General features: G+C 68.1%; 18 protein-coding genes and 1 pseudogene. 6 read left to right on the top strand and 13 right to left on the bottom strand.

Annotated elements, in window-relative coordinates:
• Positions 1 to 474 (top strand): annotated as a pseudogene (locus tag WDU93_RS14640) (hypothetical protein); the annotation flags it as partial.
• 13 nt (positions 475 to 487) lie between these two features.
• Here the strand turns inward: WDU93_RS14640 and WDU93_RS14645 are convergent.
• Positions 488 to 754: a DUF6112 family protein gene (locus WDU93_RS14645; RefSeq protein ID WP_337321979.1), complete on the bottom strand. Its 267-nt coding sequence runs from the start codon at positions 752 to 754 to the stop codon at positions 488 to 490.
• 220 nt (positions 755 to 974) lie between these two features.
• The gene (locus WDU93_RS14650; RefSeq protein ID WP_337321980.1) at positions 975 to 1,499 is read right to left on the bottom strand and encodes an Lrp/AsnC family transcriptional regulator; all 525 of its coding nucleotides are present in this window, start codon (positions 1,497 to 1,499) and stop codon (positions 975 to 977) included.
• A 54-nt stretch (positions 1,500 to 1,553) separates the two neighbouring features.
• On the opposite strand from WDU93_RS14650, the gene WDU93_RS14655 reads away from it, so the two are divergent.
• Positions 1,554 to 2,582 carry a 1-aminocyclopropane-1-carboxylate deaminase/D-cysteine desulfhydrase gene (locus tag WDU93_RS14655; protein WP_337321981.1) on the top strand — a complete coding sequence of 343 codons (1,029 nt, stop codon included), beginning with the start codon at positions 1,554 to 1,556 and terminating at the stop codon, positions 2,580 to 2,582.
• Between the two features lie 10 nt (positions 2,583 to 2,592).
• Here the strand turns inward: WDU93_RS14655 and WDU93_RS14660 are convergent, their stop codons facing one another.
• The 11 genes from WDU93_RS14660 to WDU93_RS14710 all read right to left on the bottom strand — a co-directional run bounded on the left by WDU93_RS14660 (position 2,593) and on the right by WDU93_RS14710 (position 13,358).
• Complete coding sequence (locus WDU93_RS14660; protein ID WP_337321982.1) at positions 2,593 to 4,263, bottom strand: hypothetical protein; 1,671 nt, start codon at positions 4,261 to 4,263, stop codon at positions 2,593 to 2,595.
• Positions 4,264 to 4,285: 22 nt separating this feature from the next.
• Complete coding sequence (locus WDU93_RS14665; RefSeq protein ID WP_337321983.1) at positions 4,286 to 4,627, bottom strand: helix-turn-helix domain-containing protein; 342 nt, start codon at positions 4,625 to 4,627, stop codon at positions 4,286 to 4,288.
• Between the two features lie 5 nt (positions 4,628 to 4,632).
• The gene (locus WDU93_RS14670; RefSeq protein ID WP_337321984.1) at positions 4,633 to 5,751 is read right to left on the bottom strand and encodes a tyrosine-type recombinase/integrase; all 1,119 of its coding nucleotides are present in this window, start codon (positions 5,749 to 5,751) and stop codon (positions 4,633 to 4,635) included.
• A 174-nt stretch (positions 5,752 to 5,925) separates the two neighbouring features.
• Positions 5,926 to 7,539, bottom strand: a complete 1,614-nt coding sequence (locus tag WDU93_RS14675; protein WP_337321985.1) for a M23 family metallopeptidase — start codon at positions 7,537 to 7,539, stop codon at positions 5,926 to 5,928.
• 11 nt (positions 7,540 to 7,550) lie between these two features.
• Positions 7,551 to 8,243 carry a hypothetical protein gene (locus WDU93_RS14680; RefSeq protein WP_337321986.1) on the bottom strand — a complete coding sequence of 231 codons (693 nt, stop codon included), beginning with the start codon at positions 8,241 to 8,243 and terminating at the stop codon, positions 7,551 to 7,553.
• A gap of 36 nt (positions 8,244 to 8,279) precedes the next feature.
• On the bottom strand, positions 8,280 to 9,281 hold the full coding sequence (locus WDU93_RS14685) for a ParB N-terminal domain-containing protein (protein ID WP_337321987.1): 1,002 nt from the start codon (positions 9,279 to 9,281) through the stop codon (positions 8,280 to 8,282).
• Positions 9,278 to 10,153, bottom strand: coding sequence for a hypothetical protein (locus WDU93_RS14690; protein WP_337321988.1), 876 nt, complete (start codon positions 10,151 to 10,153; stop codon positions 9,278 to 9,280). The genes WDU93_RS14685 and WDU93_RS14690 overlap by 4 nt, the downstream gene beginning before the upstream one ends.
• An 85-nt stretch (positions 10,154 to 10,238) precedes the next feature.
• A complete protein-coding gene (locus WDU93_RS14695) occupies positions 10,239 to 10,646 on the bottom strand; it encodes a hypothetical protein (protein ID WP_337321989.1) in 408 nt (135 codons plus the stop codon).
• Positions 10,643 to 11,332 carry a helix-turn-helix domain-containing protein gene (locus WDU93_RS14700; RefSeq protein ID WP_337321990.1) on the bottom strand — a complete coding sequence of 230 codons (690 nt, stop codon included), beginning with the start codon at positions 11,330 to 11,332 and terminating at the stop codon, positions 10,643 to 10,645. The genes WDU93_RS14695 and WDU93_RS14700 overlap by 4 nt, the downstream gene beginning before the upstream one ends.
• Positions 11,332 to 12,264 carry a bifunctional DNA primase/polymerase gene (locus WDU93_RS14705; RefSeq protein WP_337321991.1) on the bottom strand — a complete coding sequence of 311 codons (933 nt, stop codon included), beginning with the start codon at positions 12,262 to 12,264 and terminating at the stop codon, positions 11,332 to 11,334. Before WDU93_RS14705 ends, WDU93_RS14700 begins: the two co-directional genes overlap by 1 nt.
• Entirely contained in the window at positions 12,264 to 13,358 is a 1,095-nt protein-coding gene (locus tag WDU93_RS14710) for an ArdC-like ssDNA-binding domain-containing protein (RefSeq protein ID WP_337321992.1), read from the bottom strand. Before WDU93_RS14710 ends, WDU93_RS14705 begins: the two co-directional genes overlap by 1 nt.
• Positions 13,359 to 13,670: 312 nt before the next feature.
• Between WDU93_RS14710 and WDU93_RS14715 the strand changes: the two genes are divergently transcribed.
• From WDU93_RS14715 to WDU93_RS14730, 4 genes are read left to right on the top strand one after another with little or no spacing between them, the layout of a single operon-like run.
• A complete protein-coding gene (locus tag WDU93_RS14715; RefSeq protein ID WP_313536017.1) occupies positions 13,671 to 14,102 on the top strand; it encodes a hypothetical protein in 432 nt (143 codons plus the stop codon).
• 60 nt (positions 14,103 to 14,162) lie between these two features.
• Positions 14,163 to 14,627 (top strand): hypothetical protein, encoded by a 465-nt coding sequence (locus WDU93_RS14720; RefSeq protein WP_337321993.1) that lies wholly within the window; start codon positions 14,163 to 14,165, stop codon positions 14,625 to 14,627.
• Complete coding sequence (locus WDU93_RS14725; protein ID WP_337321994.1) at positions 14,624 to 15,652, top strand: MAB_1171c family putative transporter; 1,029 nt, start codon at positions 14,624 to 14,626, stop codon at positions 15,650 to 15,652. The genes WDU93_RS14720 and WDU93_RS14725 overlap by 4 nt, the downstream gene beginning before the upstream one ends.
• Complete coding sequence (locus WDU93_RS14730; RefSeq protein WP_337321995.1) at positions 15,649 to 16,788, top strand: alpha/beta hydrolase family protein; 1,140 nt, start codon at positions 15,649 to 15,651, stop codon at positions 16,786 to 16,788. Before WDU93_RS14725 ends, WDU93_RS14730 begins: the two co-directional genes overlap by 4 nt.
• Positions 16,789 to 16,839: the final 51 nt, after the last annotated feature.

The raw sequence follows: 16,839 nt of genomic DNA on the forward strand, positions 1-16,839 counted from the left end.
CAGCGACTCGTTTCGCAAATGGAGTCGCTGGCACACTCCAGTGACTTCCGCGCGGCGAAGGATCAGGCCCGAGTTCTGGATACACAGTGGCGTTCCACCGGGCCGTGCGCGAAGGCGGACAATGACCATCTCTGGCAGCAGTACAAGTCGGCGAAGGATCGTCTGTTCGAGGCCGCGAAGCGGGCCGGTGAGCAACGGCGGGATGAGGCGCGCCAACGGGCACAAGACCGTGTGTGGCGGTTGGAGGAACAGCTGCGGAATGTCGAAGCTGCGATCTACCGCGCTAACGAGAGCTACTCGCGAGCGCTCTCGGCCCGCTCACCATCTATGCGGAACCCGAACTGGATGGCGATCTCCAACAACCAGCTCGCGCGTCAGTCAGCGGCCCGAGAGAAGATCGCGTCGCTTGGACAGCGGAAGTCCGAGGTCATACAGAAGCTGATGGAGGCGCGGTCGCGGCTGAACCAATTCTGACTCATCAGGATCGCTACAGCTGTTGGCCGAGGTTGAGGAGCCAGTTCATCCAGGCGACGCCGCCTCCGGCGAGGACGGCGGCGCCGAGGGAGACGAGGACTCCGGTTCGGCCTTTGCCGGCGGTGGCGTAGTTGCCGTGCGCGGTCGCGATGGCCCATACGATCGCGGAGACGATCAGCATGAGGACGGCGACGATGAGGACGAACGTGAGGAGGGCGCCGACGATGGCGCGGAGGTCGCCAATGCCGCCGAGGCCGTCGAAGTCGGGAAAGACGCCCATTACGCACCCACCGGCAGCGTCGGATGATCGAAGTGCCGGAATAGCCGGGTTGCCGGGCCTCGATGAAGCCTGGTGAGTGATGCGAGCTTCATGCTGTGCAGGTGCGTCAGCGGCTCCTGTGGCGGCGTGACACGGCCCGGGTCCGACGCCCTGCGATGCCTTCGTCACGAGGCGCGCGGTGCATCGAGCGGGCATCAGCAAGCGAGGCTGCGTTGGTGCGTCAGGGCTCTTGTGCCGCGAGCTCTTGGAGGAGGGCGCTCATTCGGTGGGCAATGACTTCAGTGGTAGCGATGGAGGTGCTGCTTCGTTGCACTCCGGGTGCTAGTTGGATGCCTTGTGTGATGCGGTGCAGGTCGATCGGGTCGCGGGCGACGACCCTGAGCATGAGGTCGGCGTCGCCTGTCGTGGTGTGTGCCTCGACGACCTCGGGTATCGCAGCGATCGTCGTATATGCAGAGGCGATGGACTGCTGAGCGACCGAGACTGTGACGAACGCGAGGAGTGGCCTTCCCACGCTCGACGGTGTGACTGCGGCACTTGGCAGCCCGAGGGCCTCCTGCTCGCGCATCCGCTTCAGTCGGGCATGGACGGTGTTCCGGGAGAGACCCAGACGGTTTCCGAGTTCGATGACAGAGGCGTCCTGCGAACCGTCTCTCGCGAGGAGGATGCGGGCGTCGACCGAGTCGAGGGTGTACATATGATCGGACAATACCGCCCATGAGCGGCTTTGGTCGAGCATATGCATAGTGAGTCATAGATGGATTGTGCATCTGCTGAGTTCTGCCTAGGTTCTGTGGGTATGGATACGTCACGGCTTGTTGACCTGCCTCGTCTTGACTTACGCGGGTTCACCTCACCCGTTCAGCTCCTGCCGCGCTTGAGCGAGGAGCTCGGCATTGAGGTGTGGGCCAAGCGCGATGACCTCGGCTCCGTTGGTCTGGCGGGGAACAAGGTGCGCAAACTGGAGATGGAGCTCGCTCACGCGAAGGCCTTGGGCGCGACGCATATCGTCACCGAAGGTTCCCGCCTCTCCAACGCGACGCGAGCGGCGGCTGCGGCTGCGGCCGCGATCGGGATGAAGTGCACGTTGGTGCTCTGCCACGACGAGCCGAGGGAGCCGGTGGGGAACCTGCTCCTCGATGCTCTCTTCGGAGCTGACCTCCGGCTCGTTGGTGACGTCTCCTGGGTGGAGCTGGCACACGTGACCGATGGTGCCGTAACGGAGTTGGAGGCCGCTGGGGAACGCGTCTACCGTCTCCCGATCGGTTGCGCGACCGGTCGTGGGGCCACGAGTTTCGCTCGCGCATACATCGAGGCCGATGAGCAGATCAGAGCCCAGGGCTCGCGGTTCCAGACCATCGTGCACGCCAGCTCGGCGGGCAGCACCCACGCGGGGCTCGCCCTTGGCCGAGCAGTATCCCACGCGGACACCCGGATCATCGGAGTCATCGTGGCCGGCGAGGTGTACGACGACGTGCCGGCAGGCTACCTCCGTCTCGCGAATGAGGCCGCAGCCCTCATCGCTCCCCACATCGCCGTCACGGCATCCGATCTGGAGTTGACCGAGGCGTATCTCGGCGAGGGGTACGGCAAGCCCGCCGACGGCGTTGATGAGGCGATCGACCTGATGGCCCGACTCGAAGGCATCGTGGTCGATCCGGTGTACACGGCCAAAGCAGCCGCAGCCCTCATCGACATGGCCCGCAAGAACGCGATCGACGGCCCAATTCTGTTCTGGCACACCGGCGGCTACCACGCGATCTTTGACCCGACCTACACCCAGCAGATCTGGTCCAACCTTCCGCGACTCCGCGACATCCGACTCTGATCGCGCTCGTTCACGAGCGGCGCAAAGCGGCATAGCTGTTCCAGGCCGCGCTGGACAGCTCGGCCCAGCGGGTCGCGGTGGTGATGTGGATTCCGACGAGACTGGCGAACACCGCCGGTGGTGTCGTTGCGGCCAGGTGCAGCAGCGCCGTGTTCCTGCTGGTGCGGGTGGTGATCCCGAGCAGGTTCATCCGCCGCGTCAGCGACGCCGGGTGCAGATGGGTTCCGGCGTTCTTCCCGGTGAACAGCCACCGCGCATCGGCCAGGGTGCTCGCGGTCCCGAACGGCTTGGCGACCGGCAAAGCCGCGACCAGGGCGTCCAGGGGCGGGATGAGCAGCAGCGGTTCGGGGCCGAGCCGCAGGTAGGTGCCTGTGTCGCGGACCTCGATGTCGCCGGTGGTGAGAGCGGCGATCTTGGTGGTGGGTTGGGCGTAGAGCAGGATCAAGCAGGCCGCGGCTCGGTCCTCGATGCTGGCGCTGCCCGGATCGTGCAGGAGCCGCCGGGCGAGGCCGAGCTGGGCGTCGGGTTCGGTGTCGTGGCCGGGGTCTTTCTGGCGGACGGGCTCGGGCAGGCGGCAGCCGTTGAGGTATCCGCCGTGGGAGAGCCAGCGCAGGAATACCAGGCGACGGTTCCGGTCGATGCTCACCCAGGCATCCACGTGGGCTTGCGGGCAGTCATCGAGCCCGTGACCGTGCGCGGTCAGGTGGTCGAGGAAGCTCCGGGCGGCCTGGATCTCACCACGGCAGCGTGCGGCGGCGTGTGCGGTGATGTGGCCGTGGCGGTCGGTCTTGACACGGCCGACGACGTGCCAGCGGGCGTAGCGGCCCAGCACCCCGCGCAGCTCGGGATCGGCGACCACGGCGACGACCTCGCTCGTGTAGCGGTGTAGCCGGACGGCGTTCTCATCCCGCGACGGGAGCGCGCCTGCGGCGACGAGCATGGCGCGTAGGTAGGTCACCGAGAACACCTGCGCCCGCGCATCCAGCGCTGCATGGGTCAGCTCGACCCGTCCGGCAGCGATGTCGGCCAGCAGGTGCAGGCTGGGCAGGTTCCGCCAGTTGCTCAGCAGGGACCGGGGACGTTCGAGCTCGGTCAGGGCATCGCGGACGGGTTTCAGCTCGGGCCGGATCAGCCCGTCCGGGCCGGTGAGCGCGGCGTCGATCTGCTGCGCGGCCTGGCAGCCGAAGCAGCGCGGCCGACCATTGTTCGTGGTGCGGCGGCCGAGGGCTTGTTGGCCGCAGATTGAGCAGTCGATCACCGGCGCCTGGTAGCAGGTCGGGCAGACATCCGGGCTCGTCGCGGTGGCCTTCAACGCGACCCGCCGCAACCGCCCGCAGACCCCGCAGGGCCGGTGCGGGTTGCGGTAGCAAGAGGCGCAGAGGCTCCGCGCCGATAGGCCGCTCTTGCCGCCGGCGCGGGTGGCGAGCGGCCCGACGACTCCGCAGTCGTCGCAGGCGTCCTCGCTCGTACGGGTGCGGGCGTAGCAGGTCACGCAGACCGCGCCGCCGTCGGTGGTGCGGGCGTTGACCCGCCGCCGACGGCCGCAGCCAGTGCAGGTCTCGGGTGAGGCGCGTTGGGCGCGGCAGGCGCGGCACTCGCCCCGGCCGCGGGAGTGGTTCCAGCGCAGGTTCTTGGTCCGGCCGCAGCCGAAGCACGCGCCGTGGACGATCGTGGACGCCACTTGGTCAGCCGTTTAGAGAAGCTCAGTCGTCGGCGGGCTTGATGACCGCGCGGGTCGGCCGGTTCTTGCTCGGCTTCGACGCCGGGCTCGTGCCCGTGGTGCCGGTCTTGCGACCCCGCCGCGACGACGCGACGACGTAGGGCTCGATCAGATCGTTCGGCCCGACCCCGAAGATGTCACACAGCGCCGAGAGGAACGCCATGTTCAGCCGCTCGGGTTGCCCGACCACGATCCGGTAGACCTGGGTCGAGGTCATCACCACCCCGCGGTCGGCCAGCAGCGGCACCAGATCGGTGGTGGACTGCATGCCGTGCTCGTTCATCACCTTGCGCAGGTGCCAGTGGTAGGCGACGGTCTTCGTCATGTCGATCAGCCTTCCTCAACGGTGGGCGCGGTGAATGCCGCGTCCAGGGCGCGGCGCAGCGTGCGGTTGCGGTAGTCACCGGAGACGCCGGTGTAGAGGGCGGTGGTCGAGCCCCAGCGGTGCCCGACTTGCTGCTGGACGAACAACGGGTCGAAACCGTCCTCGATCAGATGCGTCACATACGAGTGCCGCAGACAGTGCGGATGCACCACCGGGTCCAGGCCGAGGTCGTCACGCCAGTCCGCGAAGCGGTCGTCAATGTGATCCAGCCGGATGCGGCCCTGTCGCTCGGTCGGCCACAAGATCGATGCATCCGCGAGGCCGAACCGGGGACGGACCTCGGTGACGTACTCCTCGATCACCGGACGGGTCCAGTCGAACACCGCCAACACCGCCCGCCGGCGCGGCGGCGAGCCCTTCATCGCCTTGCCCCAGCGGACATTGCAGACCCCGAACCGGCCGAACTCCCAGCCCTTCGGGTTGCGGGTGAAGTCCGGCAGGTCCAGCATCGCCACCTCGCGGCGGCGCAGCCCGAAGGCGTAGATCATCTTGAACAGCGTCGCGTCGCGGAACAGCGTCAGCCAGCCCTTCCGCCCCGACGACCGAGCCCGGTCCACCAGCTCGTCCGCGTAGTCGAAGAACGCCTGCAGCTCGACCCGCGTCAACGGACGCACCGCCGGACGCGACTCATGGTCGCTGGTGTGGACGACGGTGTTCCACTCGTGGCAGACCTGCACCGGGTGCGTGCCGAACGCCTCCACGCACCGATCCGCCCACCCGTAGCGGTGATCGGTCAGGTAGTCGCAGAACAGCGCCAGCGCGTTCTGATACGCCCGCACCGTCGAGACCGCCAACGGCCGCGCCCCCGAGACCAGCGAGGTCGTCCACTCCTCGACATCGGTCGGGGACCACTCCCACGGCGACGTGCCGCAGAAGTCCGCGAACCGGCGCACCTGCGCCGCCCTCGTCTTGATCGTCTGCGCCGCCAGCATCCGCGAGGTCTGCTGCATCGACCAGCCCGCCAGCATCTCATCGAAGAACTGCTCCGCCGGCCGCAGCAGCGACACGTTCCCCACCGGCGACGACTCCCCTGCGCCACGCCCGTGGCCCTCCGAGAACACCATGACCACGACCTTACATTAGATGTAAGAATCGTGCATCAAATGTAAGATCGACCGCGAAACACCTGGTCAGGCACGGGCCCGCTGCTAGATTGCAGATGCCCGCCATCTCGCGGAACCGCGTGAATCCAGCCTACATCTAATGTAAGAAACGTACATTAGATGTAATTTCCGAGATTAAACCTTGACTGTGACGTGGAGGTGGTCGAAGTGGCCGCCGGTGATGGAGGCGGGGTCGTGCATGCCGCCGCCGTTGTAGGGCCGCCAGCCATCAGCGTCGCTGGCGAGGGACCAGATTTGGCCTTGCCAGATGAGGTACTGGACGCCGAGCACGTCGGCGTTGTCTTTCATCCAGTTCGTGACTCGCCAGCCGGCTTCGAGATGCGCGGTGTTGGGGCGTTGGCCGATCTTGTTGCCGAAGGTGATGTCGCAGGCGCGTCCGAGAGGATGCTCGGACTTCGTGCCGGGACGGGGTGAGTAGCAGCCCCAGCCGGTGTCGGGGAACGCGGCGAGGGTCTGCTGGTAGAGGTGCAGCATCCGGGCGGTGATCTTGCCGTTGCTGGTGGGATCATCGACGAGCCGGTCGGGGTCTCCGTCGACGCCACCACCCGGAGCGCCGGGCGTCCCCGTGGTGTTGCAGGCGGCTGGTGATCCACTGGTCGCGGTGGGGAGGTTCGCGGCTCCGTGCTGGTTGAGCCAGGCGGCGGCGTCGATGGCCTCACTGTTGGTGCCGCCGGGGCGGACCTCGAAGTGCAGGTGGGCTCCGGTGCTCATGCCCGAGCTGCCGACATCGCCGATGTGCTGACCTGCGGTCACTCGGTCTCCGGCGTGGACGTGGATGCCGTGCTGCCACATGTGCGCGTAGGCGGTCGCGACGGTCTGGCCGTCGATGGTGTGCTCGATGACGATGAGCCCGCCGTAGCCCCCGGAGAACTCCGCAACGATGACCAGACCATCGGCGGCGGCGAGGATCGGGGTGCCGTCGGGTGCGGCGAAGTCGGTGCCGGTGTGCAGTTTCTGTTCCCCGGTGATCGGGTGCGTCCGCATCCCGAACGGAGAGGTCAGCACCCAGGTGCCTTCCGGCAGTGGGAACACCACCCGCGACGACGCGGACGCTGGACCACCTGCTCCGAGTCCAGGCCCGCTACTACTGGTGAGGGCGGTGAGGATGCTCTCGGCGACGGGTTCGTAGTTGCGGTAGCGGTCGGGGTAGGCTGAGACTTCGACGGCTTGGGCAGCTTCGCCTGGGTCCATCTGCTGCCAGTCGGGGATGTCGAGCAGGCCGCGTGGCGAGGGGTAGTTCGGGCCGGTCGGGCCGCCGAAGAACGCGCGGGCTTGGTAGGTGGGGTCCATGAGCTCGGCGACGGTTCCCCAGCCAGATTGGGGCCGCATCTGGAACAGGCCGAGGCTGTCGTGGTCGGAGCCGTTGCCGTCGTTGGGATAGTTCGCCGACTCGGGGTAGGTGCCGGTGTTGGTGAGCATCCGCAGCGTGGACTCGGTGAGCGCGGCCATGAGCGCGATCTTGATTCCGGGCCGTCCCACGTCGTCGAGTCCGTTGCCGATGGCGATGATCGTGGCCGCGTGCGTGAGCTGCTGCCGGTTCAGGGTGAAGGTTTCGCCGTTCGCGGTGGTCACGGCGAGCGAGTCCGGGACGGGGCCGAGGTTCACGGTCCCTGCTGGGGTGGCGCAGTGGGCGGCGGCGGGGTTCATCAGCACGCCGATGCCGAGCAGCGTGGCGGCGGGTGCGAAGAACATGAGCGCGAGGGCTGCGATGGTGAGTTTGCGGAACACGACGCCACCCGTCAGCGCAGCGGGTTGTCGAGCTGCGACAGCCGCAGCAGATGGCAGGTCGGATACGTCGGCGCGCAGATGACGAACACGGTGAACGTCACATCGTGTTGCGAGGTGACCGGCTGCTCGTTCCAGACGCCTTCACGGTGGCGGGTGCCCTCGATCGTGACCGCGATCGTCCCTGGGGCGAGTTGTCCGGGCTGTGCCTGCTCGATGGCATGGGCCCATGCGTCGGGGACGTAGGCGGTGTCGATGGTGAGGTGCTGGCTGGTGGCGTACTGGCGCAGTTCGATCCACGCGTCGCGGTGCGGCAGGTAGGCGGCCACGTCGGAGGCGAGCCCGGCTTGTTCGTCACCGCTCGGGTCTCCGACCGCGAGGATCGCCGAGGTGTAGTCCAGCGGCCACAGGCCCGAAGCGGTGTCCCACGCGTACAGCGTGGACGCGACCCCTTGGGCGAACGTTTCCGGGTCGGCGGAACGCGGCACCGCCGGAACCCGCGGCGCTCGGGGTGTGCTCGGCGGCGCGGTCGGCGGGGCCGTTGTGGTCGGGCCAGATTTCGGGTCGTCGGTGCTCGTGGACGTGGTGCGGGGGCCGGTGAGGAGTCCGTAGATGCCGACACCGGCCAGGAGCAGCAGGACGATGCCGGCGGCGATGAGGGCGACGAGTCGGCGACGATGCGAGGGATCAGTGGGTGCAGGGCTCATACCGAGCAGGTGCGCACCCGCAGTCCGTGCCGGTGGTCAGAGTGCGCGCAGGCGTGGCCGCTCAGCGGTGTCTTCGCGAGCGGCGTGCAGGTCGTTGGCGAAGCGGGTGGTGCCTTCGACGGTGGCGAGGAAGTTGTCGAACTGTTCGTCGGTCAGCTCGCGCGCGAGGGTGTCGGCGTCGTAGTGGGTCCACCAGTTGGCCAGTTCGCCCCAGGTCTGGACGAACGCGCGCAGCGGGTACTGCACGGGCGGTGCGTCGTCGGGCACGAGCGGCTTGAGTCGCGGCTTGGGCTTCTTGCCTTTCTTCATGGCGTTGGCGCGTGCGCCGGCATCCTCGGCGAGTGCGTGCATCGTCGCCTCACGTACCTCACGCGCAGTCTCCGCAGATTCGTGGATCGCCAGGTAGAGCGGATGCACGGGGTCGCCTGCCTCGATTCGCTCTAGCGCCGCCGCTGCTTCCGCGCGGAGGGTCTCAGGCTGGGTGGGGTTGGCGGCGATCTCTTCGATGTAGCCGACCTTCTCCAAGGTCTTGTACGAGGCTCCGCCGGGGATCATCGACGCAGCCTGTTCTCGGGCCTTCCCAGTCGGGCCGCTTGACGGTGGTGGAAATTTTCCACCACCGTCGTTTCCTGGCTGGTGTTCGGCGCTGAACTGGGTGGCGGCCTTGCGGCGGGCGGCGTCTTCGGCCATGACCTGCTTGATCTCGCGGTAGAGACCGGCGGCTTCGAGCTGGGTGTAGGGCTTGTGGAGCATGTTGTCGTCCTGCTCGGCGAGGAGCTGCCCGAGCCGGTCCGACAGACCGCTTCGCACCCACACGTTGACGGTGCGCCAGCCGAGCTGCTTGATGGCGGCGAGGCGGCGTGCGCCGCAGACGAGTACGCCGTCGATGGTGATGGTCAGCGGTTGCAGGAGGCCGTCGCGTTCGATGGAGGCGGCCAGGGCGTCGATGTCTCCCAGGTCGGCGCGGTGGCGGGTGCCGACGATCAGGGAATCGACGGCGCGGTCGAGCTGGATGCTCCCGGACTGCGGCTCGGTCACGACGCTTCACCGCCTCGACTGTTCGGGGCGGCCAGAGCGAGGGCGAGGATCAGATCGTCGTCACGGAGCAACAGGTCGAGGGTCTCGCCGAGCAGCAGCCGCAGCAGAACGCCGCGCCCGGTCGTGGTGGCCGCGTAGGCGGGGTGCGGGTTCCCGAGTAGCGCTTTGAGGAGTGCGGTCCAGGATCGGCGCGGCAGATCGAGCAGTGCCCGGGCATGGCGGTCACGGCGCAACGCCTCGTAGGCGGACTGGCGGGTGCCGGCCTTCATCAACGCGCCGCAGACGTGTTCCACCGAGGCGCGGGCGGTGTCGGTGGGCCAGTCGAGCAGGCACAAGATCGCGATGGCACCCTCGGCGGCCGATCCGGCGGACATGCACGCCTGCGCCGACCCGAGACCGTCGCGGGGCTCGGTGTCGATGTCGCTGGGGTGGGTGTCGGTGGTGTGGAATGCGGGATGGTAGTCGCCCAGTGCGGTGTCGCGGTCGGAGAAGCGTTCGGGGTCGTGGAACGCGGAGACGTGCGCGCGGCGGGCCTGGTGCACGGAGCAGAGCAGGCCTTGGGCGCGTTCCTCGTAGACGCAGGTGATCCGCACGGCGTGGGTGATGATCGCCCACGGATCATTGGCCTCGCGGGTCGAGCGGTACTGCATCGCGTCGAACGCCGCCGCGACCGCCTCCCAGGTGTCGAGCTTGTGCTTGCGGGCCAGGGCTCGGTACTTGTCGGCGGCGAACTCCATCAGGTCGCGGGCCACCGGGTCGTGAACCCAAGCATCCTCACCGCCCTCATAGAGCCGGATCAGCAGTGCGCGTAGCCCTTCGCTGGTCGTGAAGTCCTCGGCCGGTTCTGGAAAGCCGGTGGTGGTTGTGGTCATGGTGTCGGCACCTCCTGGCAGGAAGGTGCGCACTCGCTCCCACGAGCGCGTCCTCCTGCCGTCGGGGTCATGCCTGTCACCACGCTCAGCTCATCGAGACCCCGGACCGGGACACCTGCTGCGTCACGGGGGTGCTGCGGCCGAACGCTGAGATCGGTGGCAGCCGCCGGGCACGGTCCCCGAGGTGACGGACACCGGCACCGATCGGGGTGCGGGTGCGGCGGGCTAGCTCGGCCTGGAAGTCCAGACCGCGGCCAGCGGCGTGTGCGGAGTGTCGGGCGATCAGGTCGGTCGGGCGCACCCACTCCACGCCCCGACCGCGCACGATCGCGTGTTGCTTGTCCTCGCGGGCGACCTGCGCAGCCCGCACCGCCTCCGGCGCAGTCGCCGCCTCGACAGGCTCGGGACGCTCACGCGGCTCGTCGGGCACCGAGCGCGCCGGACCGGGCGCGTTTATGTCGTGGCTGCGCTGGGGGTTGTCGGTGGTGTTCATGGGGTCGTCTCCTCCCGCTCATCGGCGGTATCGGTTGTGTCGGTGAGGTGCGCGACGGCGAACCAGCGGCCCACTGTCGAGGGATGCACGCCCAGCTCGCGGGCGATCCGCTTGTTCGACCAGCCCGCCTCCCGCAGTTCCCACCCCCGAGCCCGCCGACCCGCCACTGCTGCGCTGCCCTCGTCACGAGTGCCGGGGTCTTCGTCACCCGATAGCAGTGCTGGCGTGGCTTCGCCTGCGATCGCCTGGAACGACATGACTGCCGGGGCCTTCGTGGTGGTTTCGGGAGTGCGGGTGAGGATGACGGTGAGGTGGGTGATCGCGAGCAGCACGACGGGCGGGACGGCGGCGACGGATGCAGCGAGGATGCGTGGCACATCGGCGTCGGCGGCGACGACGGCATGGATCGCGTTCGCCGTCACCGAGACGAGCGCGCCGCCGACCAGCAGCGCCCACGGATACCAGGCCGAACGCTGACCTGCGAGTGCGACGACGGCGACGGTGGCGACGACGATGATGCCGTCCACGATCAACGGCCAGGCCCACGCCTGCCCGGCCCCGATCCCAGACCGTGCGGCGAGATCGGCGAGCGAGGTGAAGGACAGCCAGAACGCGCCAGCGGCAATGAACACCGTCCCAGCGACCGCCGTCATCGCGGCCCAACGCCGCGCCTCGATCTCACGCATCACAACGCCCACCTCGCCGACGAGACGGACGGCGGGTTGCCGGAGCGGCTGCACCATCGACCCTCACTCCGAGTCCCGCCGTGTGACGGAGCTTCCGGGGTGGGCTGGGTGGCGCGGTAGGCGGAGCGCACGGTCGTGGTGATCTCGCGATCGCTCAGGCCCGCCGAGTGCGCGGCAGCGCCCAGGGCATCGAGTGCATCCGCTGGTGAGGTGCCGTTCTCCGCGAGGCGGCACGCAGCCCAGAACAGCGAGCGGTTCCGCTCGCCCTCACCGCGCCCAGAGACCCACGCCGCCAGCCGCTCAGCATCCACAGCCAGCTCGCCGCCGCTGGCACGGGCAGGGGCGACGGGGCGAGGGTCGAGGAAGTCCCGCAGTCGGCCCGCGTCCACCGGGCCGACCGAGTGCGCGGCGATGTCCGCGACCCGGTACCGCTTCACGCTGCCGTCGATGATCCGTTGGGAGGGCGGGGTGATGATGTAGCCGCCGTCGCCCCGGAAATCGACCCCGGCAGCGGCGGCCTGCCAAGACCGCTGCTCCCTGCCCGGTGTCGCCGGGAAGTAGGCGTGCGTGCCGCCGGTTGGGGTGCGCACCAGAAGACCCGCTCCGCTGACGAGCCCCGCATCGGCTGCGCGCTTCCACGCGAGGCGGCCATCGATAGGGCCGTGGACATCGACATCCACCACAACGACACCCGATGCCGCGCCCGTCGGGATGCCAATGTTCGCGTTCGGGGTGCGTGACCACCACGCCACGATGCGCGCGGGGTCGCTGCTCGCGTCGAGGAACCCGCGACGGGTCAGCGGACGCTTCCCCTCGACCTGGCACGGGAACACGGGCACGCCAGCCAAAGCGAGGCTGCGCGCGGCCACCGCGAGGCCCGGTGCGCCATCCACGCGAATCAGCGCCGCAAGGACATCAAATGGGTCGGGCATCACAGCCCCCTCCCCGCCAGCACCGGCACACCCGAGGAACGCTCCCGCTCCGCCTCCATCGACGGAGCGGGAGAAGCCGCAGACTTCACGACAGCCGAGGCGCGCGCGGGGGTGTCGCGGTCGAGTCCGGGCGGGGTGCCGTCGCCGACTTGGAGGGTGTCGAGCTGGTCGAGGATCGCCAGCGCGGTCTTGCGGACGCGTTCGCCGGTGGCCTGCACCACCTGGGCGGGCTCTTGGCCGTCCACGCGGGCGGCCCAGGTCGAGACGTACGGGATCGTGTACCCGGCGGTGTCCATGCCGTGCGCGGCACCGATCATCAGCGCGACACTCTCGGCCTCGACCTCGCGGATACCGCGATGCTGCCGGGCCTCCTGATCGTCGGGATCATGCATCAGCACATGCGCCAGCTCGTGCGTGAGCGTCTTGACCTGCGCGGCCGGGTCCATGTTCTCCCGCACCGCGACCGTGCGCGCCTCATAGTCGGTGACACCGTTCGCGCCAAAGATCATGCCCTCGTGCTCCACGCGCAGCACCTCGAACCCCGCGCCGCGAATCTGCCCAGCCAGCCCCTCCCACAAACCCGATGGCGCTTCACCTTCCAACAGCGTCGGCGTGGGCGTGACGGGCAGTGGTTCGCCGTCGGTCTGGGAGGCATCCCACACGTATGCGGGGCGTGCGCCGACCATCCGAGAGCGCACCACCTCACCGGCCTTCGGCTTCTCCCGCGGCCCCAGCCGACGCCACGAGCCCGCATCAGCAGGCGTCGCCGTGGCGAACCGGCCCGTGACAGGCGCGAAGATCATGTAGCCGGCCTGGCCCTTCATCACCTGACGACCCAGGCCCTGCCACTGCCGGTACCCGGCGACCAGCGTCGGGAACGGCTCCGGCACCCGGCCCGCCTCGAACGCGGCCTCGTGCTGCACCCAGATCAGCATCGTGTTGTTGAACGAGCGGCTGCGGAACCGGGCTGCGAACGCCAGCGCCTGCCGCCAGTCATCGCCCGAGACCAGTGCTTCCACCGCGCCGGTCAGCTTCTCGTGCAGCTCGTCGAGCTTCGCCTCCCGCGCCGCCCGGGCGTCCTCGTTCGATGCCATGATCCGGCCTCCTCTTCGGTGAGCCGCGACGAGAGTGCGCGCGGCGGTACACCTTCCAGGTGGGCGAGAACACCCGCCGCCATGCCGTGAATCAGACATCGCTCACCTCCTTGAGGCAGACCAGGCGAAGACCACACCCAAGCGTTGAGCATGCTCAAAATATCCTGGAGTCCTGTTCTAACATCGACCATTGAGCATGCGCAAGCCTTGATTTGTGCATGCTCAACGAGTAGGTTTGAGCATGCACAACCACCCGTGAGGGTGGACTACATCGATGCCTTGCCCGTCGCGAAGGGAAGGGGGTCAGCCATCATGACCGAAGACGAGAGCCAGGCTGCGGCTGAAGACCTCGCCAAGCGTCTGCGGCTCCTGATGGATGTCGCCGTCGCCGAGTCCGGCTCCGAACCGACCTACTCGCAGATCGCGGATTACCTCAAAGAACGAGGCACCAACCTGTCCCGGTCGCGCTGGACGTACATGGTCAACGGTCACCGCTATGTCCAAGACCCCGCCGTTTTCGAGGGACTTGCCGCGTTCTTCGATGTCGATGCCGCCTTCCTGATGGGTCAGGACGGTGCCGCCACCCCCGAGAAGGTCGCCGCGCAGCTCGACCTCGTTCGGTCCATGCGGGCAGCGAAGGTGAAGTCCTACGCCGCCCGCACCCTCGGCGACATCTCGCCGAAAGCACTCCACGCCATCACCAAGTTCCTGGACGAGGAAATGAGCCACATGCCCGAGCACTGACAGGTGTCGCGCGACACGGTGCCGATACCGGTCCCTGCTCCCCACAGAGAGGGGCGAACCGTGAATATCGAACAGACAGTATCGGCGGCCGTCGCGGGCCTACAGCTCGGGAACACCTTCACCCTCGACACCCTCCTGACCGCAGTTCAGGAACGGCGGCACCGCCGGCTCCGCGTCGTCGAGCTCGCTGGCCTCGACACCAGCGACGGCATCTGCGCGGTCTGGCTCGTCACCGACACCGCCGATATCGTGCTCCACGCCCGTAGCGACTCCGCGCTGCACCGCCAGCAGTTCGTCCTGCACGAGTTCGCCCATATGATCCTCGGCCACTGCGGAGGCCAAGACTGCGCCGCCGAAGACGTGCTGCTGCCCAACATCCCGCCGTACACCCGCGGGCGGCTCCTCAAGCGGCAAGACATCGACTGCGAGACCGAGATCGCCGCAGAGTCCCTCGCGGACCGCCTCGCCGCAGGCATCCGAGGATCGGTCTTCGCCGAGACCCGCTACTCGGAGGTCTTCGGATGATCCAGACGCTCGTCGCGACGCTCATGTGGGCGCTCGTGGCGAGCCTGCTCGTCTTCCGCCGCAAACGCGCCGACCGCAGCGTCACCTACGCTGCGATCGCCATCGCTATCGCGATGACCCTGAACGTGGACGCCATCTATACCGCCATCGACCCGCTGCTCGGTGAAACCAACATCGCCACGCTCGTCGCGGACGCGCTGCTGATGACCGGGCTGTTTTTCCTCGGCCGCGGCGTCATGCACACCGGCCACTACCGACCTCAACTCGTTCGCGTCGCGGTCAGCCTGCCCATCCTGCTGGTGTCACTGGCCGCGATCACCGTCGCGTTCTTCTTCATCGACCACGGTGAGACGACCACCCGGTTCATGGCAGACCTTGGTGACCAGCTAGCGACCGCTGTGTACTCGATCATCAACTTCGTCTACTGCGGCGTCGTGATCGCCACCATGATGGTCCTCGCCACCCGCCAGCATCGGAGCAGCACCGGCATCCAACGACTCCCCGCCGCCCTCCTGACCCTGGGATCGGCCTTCGGCGTTGCCTTGTGTCTCGCGGTCATCGTCATGGACATCGCACACGTCACCGGGCAACTCGACCTCATGTATGCTGTCCAGCCCGCTTACGGGCCGCTCTCGCTGCTCACCTTCGGCTTCCTCTGTGCAGGCTTCACCGCACAGCCCGTGGTGCGCCTCGCCCAGCATCACGCACGCCGACGCCGCACAGCAGCTCTCGCCGCCGGCCTCGAACCGGTCTGGGAACGCGCCACCCGCGTTCGGCCCGGTCTCAGTCAAGCTGAACCCCTCGCCGCGCAGGCCGATGACCCCGACGGGCGGCTCCACCGCAAGATCGTCGAAATCCGCGACGCCATGATCGACGGCCGCGTCACCTTCACCATCAGCGATGACGAGCGTGCGCTGCTCCAAGCCGCCGAACGACACCTCCTCGGCGAACAAGACACCGAAACCGAGCCCGGCCGAGGCGGAGACGACGACACAGCGCAAGCCGATGAGGAGTGCCCCGCATGAAACGTGCCATCGCTCTCGGGGCCGGACTCCTCACCGCCAGCGCACTCGGCACCGGCTGGGCGATCACGCGACGCCTCACCTCACCAGTCGGCCCTCGCATCTTCGACCTCACGATCCATGACATCGAGCAAGACGACGACGGCCCCCAGCGGGTCGTGCTCGACCGAAACGACCAGACCACCGCCGGAGGCATCTACAACCTCTGGCTTGAACACAGCGGCTGGGTGCAACTCGCAGCAGAAGTATCCGATCACGGCCCCGGCCGGATCGCCCGCACCGTCACCGGCACCTCGCCAGGACTGTCGCTCACGCCCGGAGACCGAGCCTCGTGGAGCGGCATCTACTACGCCACCCCAGCCGACGCCGGACTCAAAGCGCGCGACATCGCCATCATCACTCCTGCGGGTCGGTGCCCGGCCTGGCGCATCGACGGCGACCCATCGACCTGGGCCATCCACATCCACGGACTGGGCAGCAGCCGAGCCGGAACCCTCCGCGGCGCCGAAGTCGCCATCGAACTCGGCTACACCTCCCTCGTCATCACCTACCGAAACACAGCAGAAGGCCCCCGTGTCGGCACTGGCCGCTCGACCCTCGGCCACACAGAGACCACCGATGTTGACGAAGCCATCGGATACGCCGTCCGACGAGGCGCGGAACGGATCGTGCTGTTCGGCTGGTCGATGGGAGCGGCCATCGCTCTCCAGCTCGCAGCCCGACCCCGCCACGACGGGCTCATCACCGCACTCGTCCTCGACTCACCCGTGCTCGACTGGACCGAGACGATCAAAGCCAACTGCGCCCGCAGCGGCTTACCGCCCACAGCGGGGGTCCTCGCGGTTCCGTGGCTCATCGCTGGGCCGCTCGCGAGCATGGTCGGGCTGTCCAAGCCGATTCCGCTCGGCCAGTTCGACTGGATCGCTCGTACCGCTCAGCTCACCACGCCCATGCTCATCCTCCACGGCATGAGAGACAGTTCCGCACCCATCCGGCTCGCGCAAGCGCTCCGAGACCGACGCCACGACATCGTGACACTGGAAACCTTCGATGCCGACCACACGCTCGCTTGGAACTCCGATCCTGAGCGGTGGCGAGCCGTCGTGAGCGGCTGGCTTACTTCGCAGTTAGCGAGCTGACGGGCGCCGGAGCCGCACCGGTTCGGATCGGCCACGCCGGGACAAACCCAG

The sequence above is a fragment of the Microbacterium istanbulense genome (assembly GCF_037204145.1).
Taxonomy (GTDB): domain Bacteria; phylum Actinomycetota; class Actinomycetes; order Actinomycetales; family Microbacteriaceae; genus Microbacterium; species Microbacterium istanbulense.

Bases quoted from the DNA above. Each gene is read 5' to 3' on its own strand.
- WDU93_RS14680 (WP_337321986.1), bottom strand. From the start codon at position 8,243: ATGAGCCCTGCACCCACTGATCCCTCGCATCGTCGCCGACTCGTCGCC.
- WDU93_RS14655 (WP_337321981.1), top strand. From the start codon at position 1,554: ATGGATACGTCACGGCTTGTTGACCTGCCTCGTCTTGACTTACGCGGG.
- WDU93_RS14695 (WP_337321989.1), bottom strand. From the start codon at position 10,646: ATGAACACCACCGACAACCCCCAGCGCAGCCACGACATAAACGCGCCC.
- WDU93_RS14645 (WP_337321979.1), bottom strand. From the start codon at position 754: ATGGGCGTCTTTCCCGACTTCGACGGCCTCGGCGGCATTGGCGACCTC.
- WDU93_RS14705 (WP_337321991.1), bottom strand. From the start codon at position 12,264: ATGCCCGACCCATTTGATGTCCTTGCGGCGCTGATTCGCGTGGATGGC.
- WDU93_RS14650 (WP_337321980.1), bottom strand. From the start codon at position 1,499: ATGCATATGCTCGACCAAAGCCGCTCATGGGCGGTATTGTCCGATCAT.
- WDU93_RS14670 (WP_337321984.1), bottom strand. From the start codon at position 5,751: ATGGTGTTCTCGGAGGGCCACGGGCGTGGCGCAGGGGAGTCGTCGCCG.
- WDU93_RS14690 (WP_337321988.1), bottom strand. From the start codon at position 10,153: ATGACCACAACCACCACCGGCTTTCCAGAACCGGCCGAGGACTTCACG.
- WDU93_RS14725 (WP_337321994.1), top strand. From the start codon at position 14,624: ATGATCCAGACGCTCGTCGCGACGCTCATGTGGGCGCTCGTGGCGAGC.
- WDU93_RS14665 (WP_337321983.1), bottom strand. From the start codon at position 4,627: ATGACGAAGACCGTCGCCTACCACTGGCACCTGCGCAAGGTGATGAAC.
- WDU93_RS14700 (WP_337321990.1), bottom strand. From the start codon at position 11,332: ATGCGTGAGATCGAGGCGCGGCGTTGGGCCGCGATGACGGCGGTCGCT.
- WDU93_RS14710 (WP_337321992.1), bottom strand. From the start codon at position 13,358: ATGGCATCGAACGAGGACGCCCGGGCGGCGCGGGAGGCGAAGCTCGAC.
- WDU93_RS14730 (WP_337321995.1), top strand. From the start codon at position 15,649: ATGAAACGTGCCATCGCTCTCGGGGCCGGACTCCTCACCGCCAGCGCA.
- WDU93_RS14715 (WP_313536017.1), top strand. From the start codon at position 13,671: ATGACCGAAGACGAGAGCCAGGCTGCGGCTGAAGACCTCGCCAAGCGT.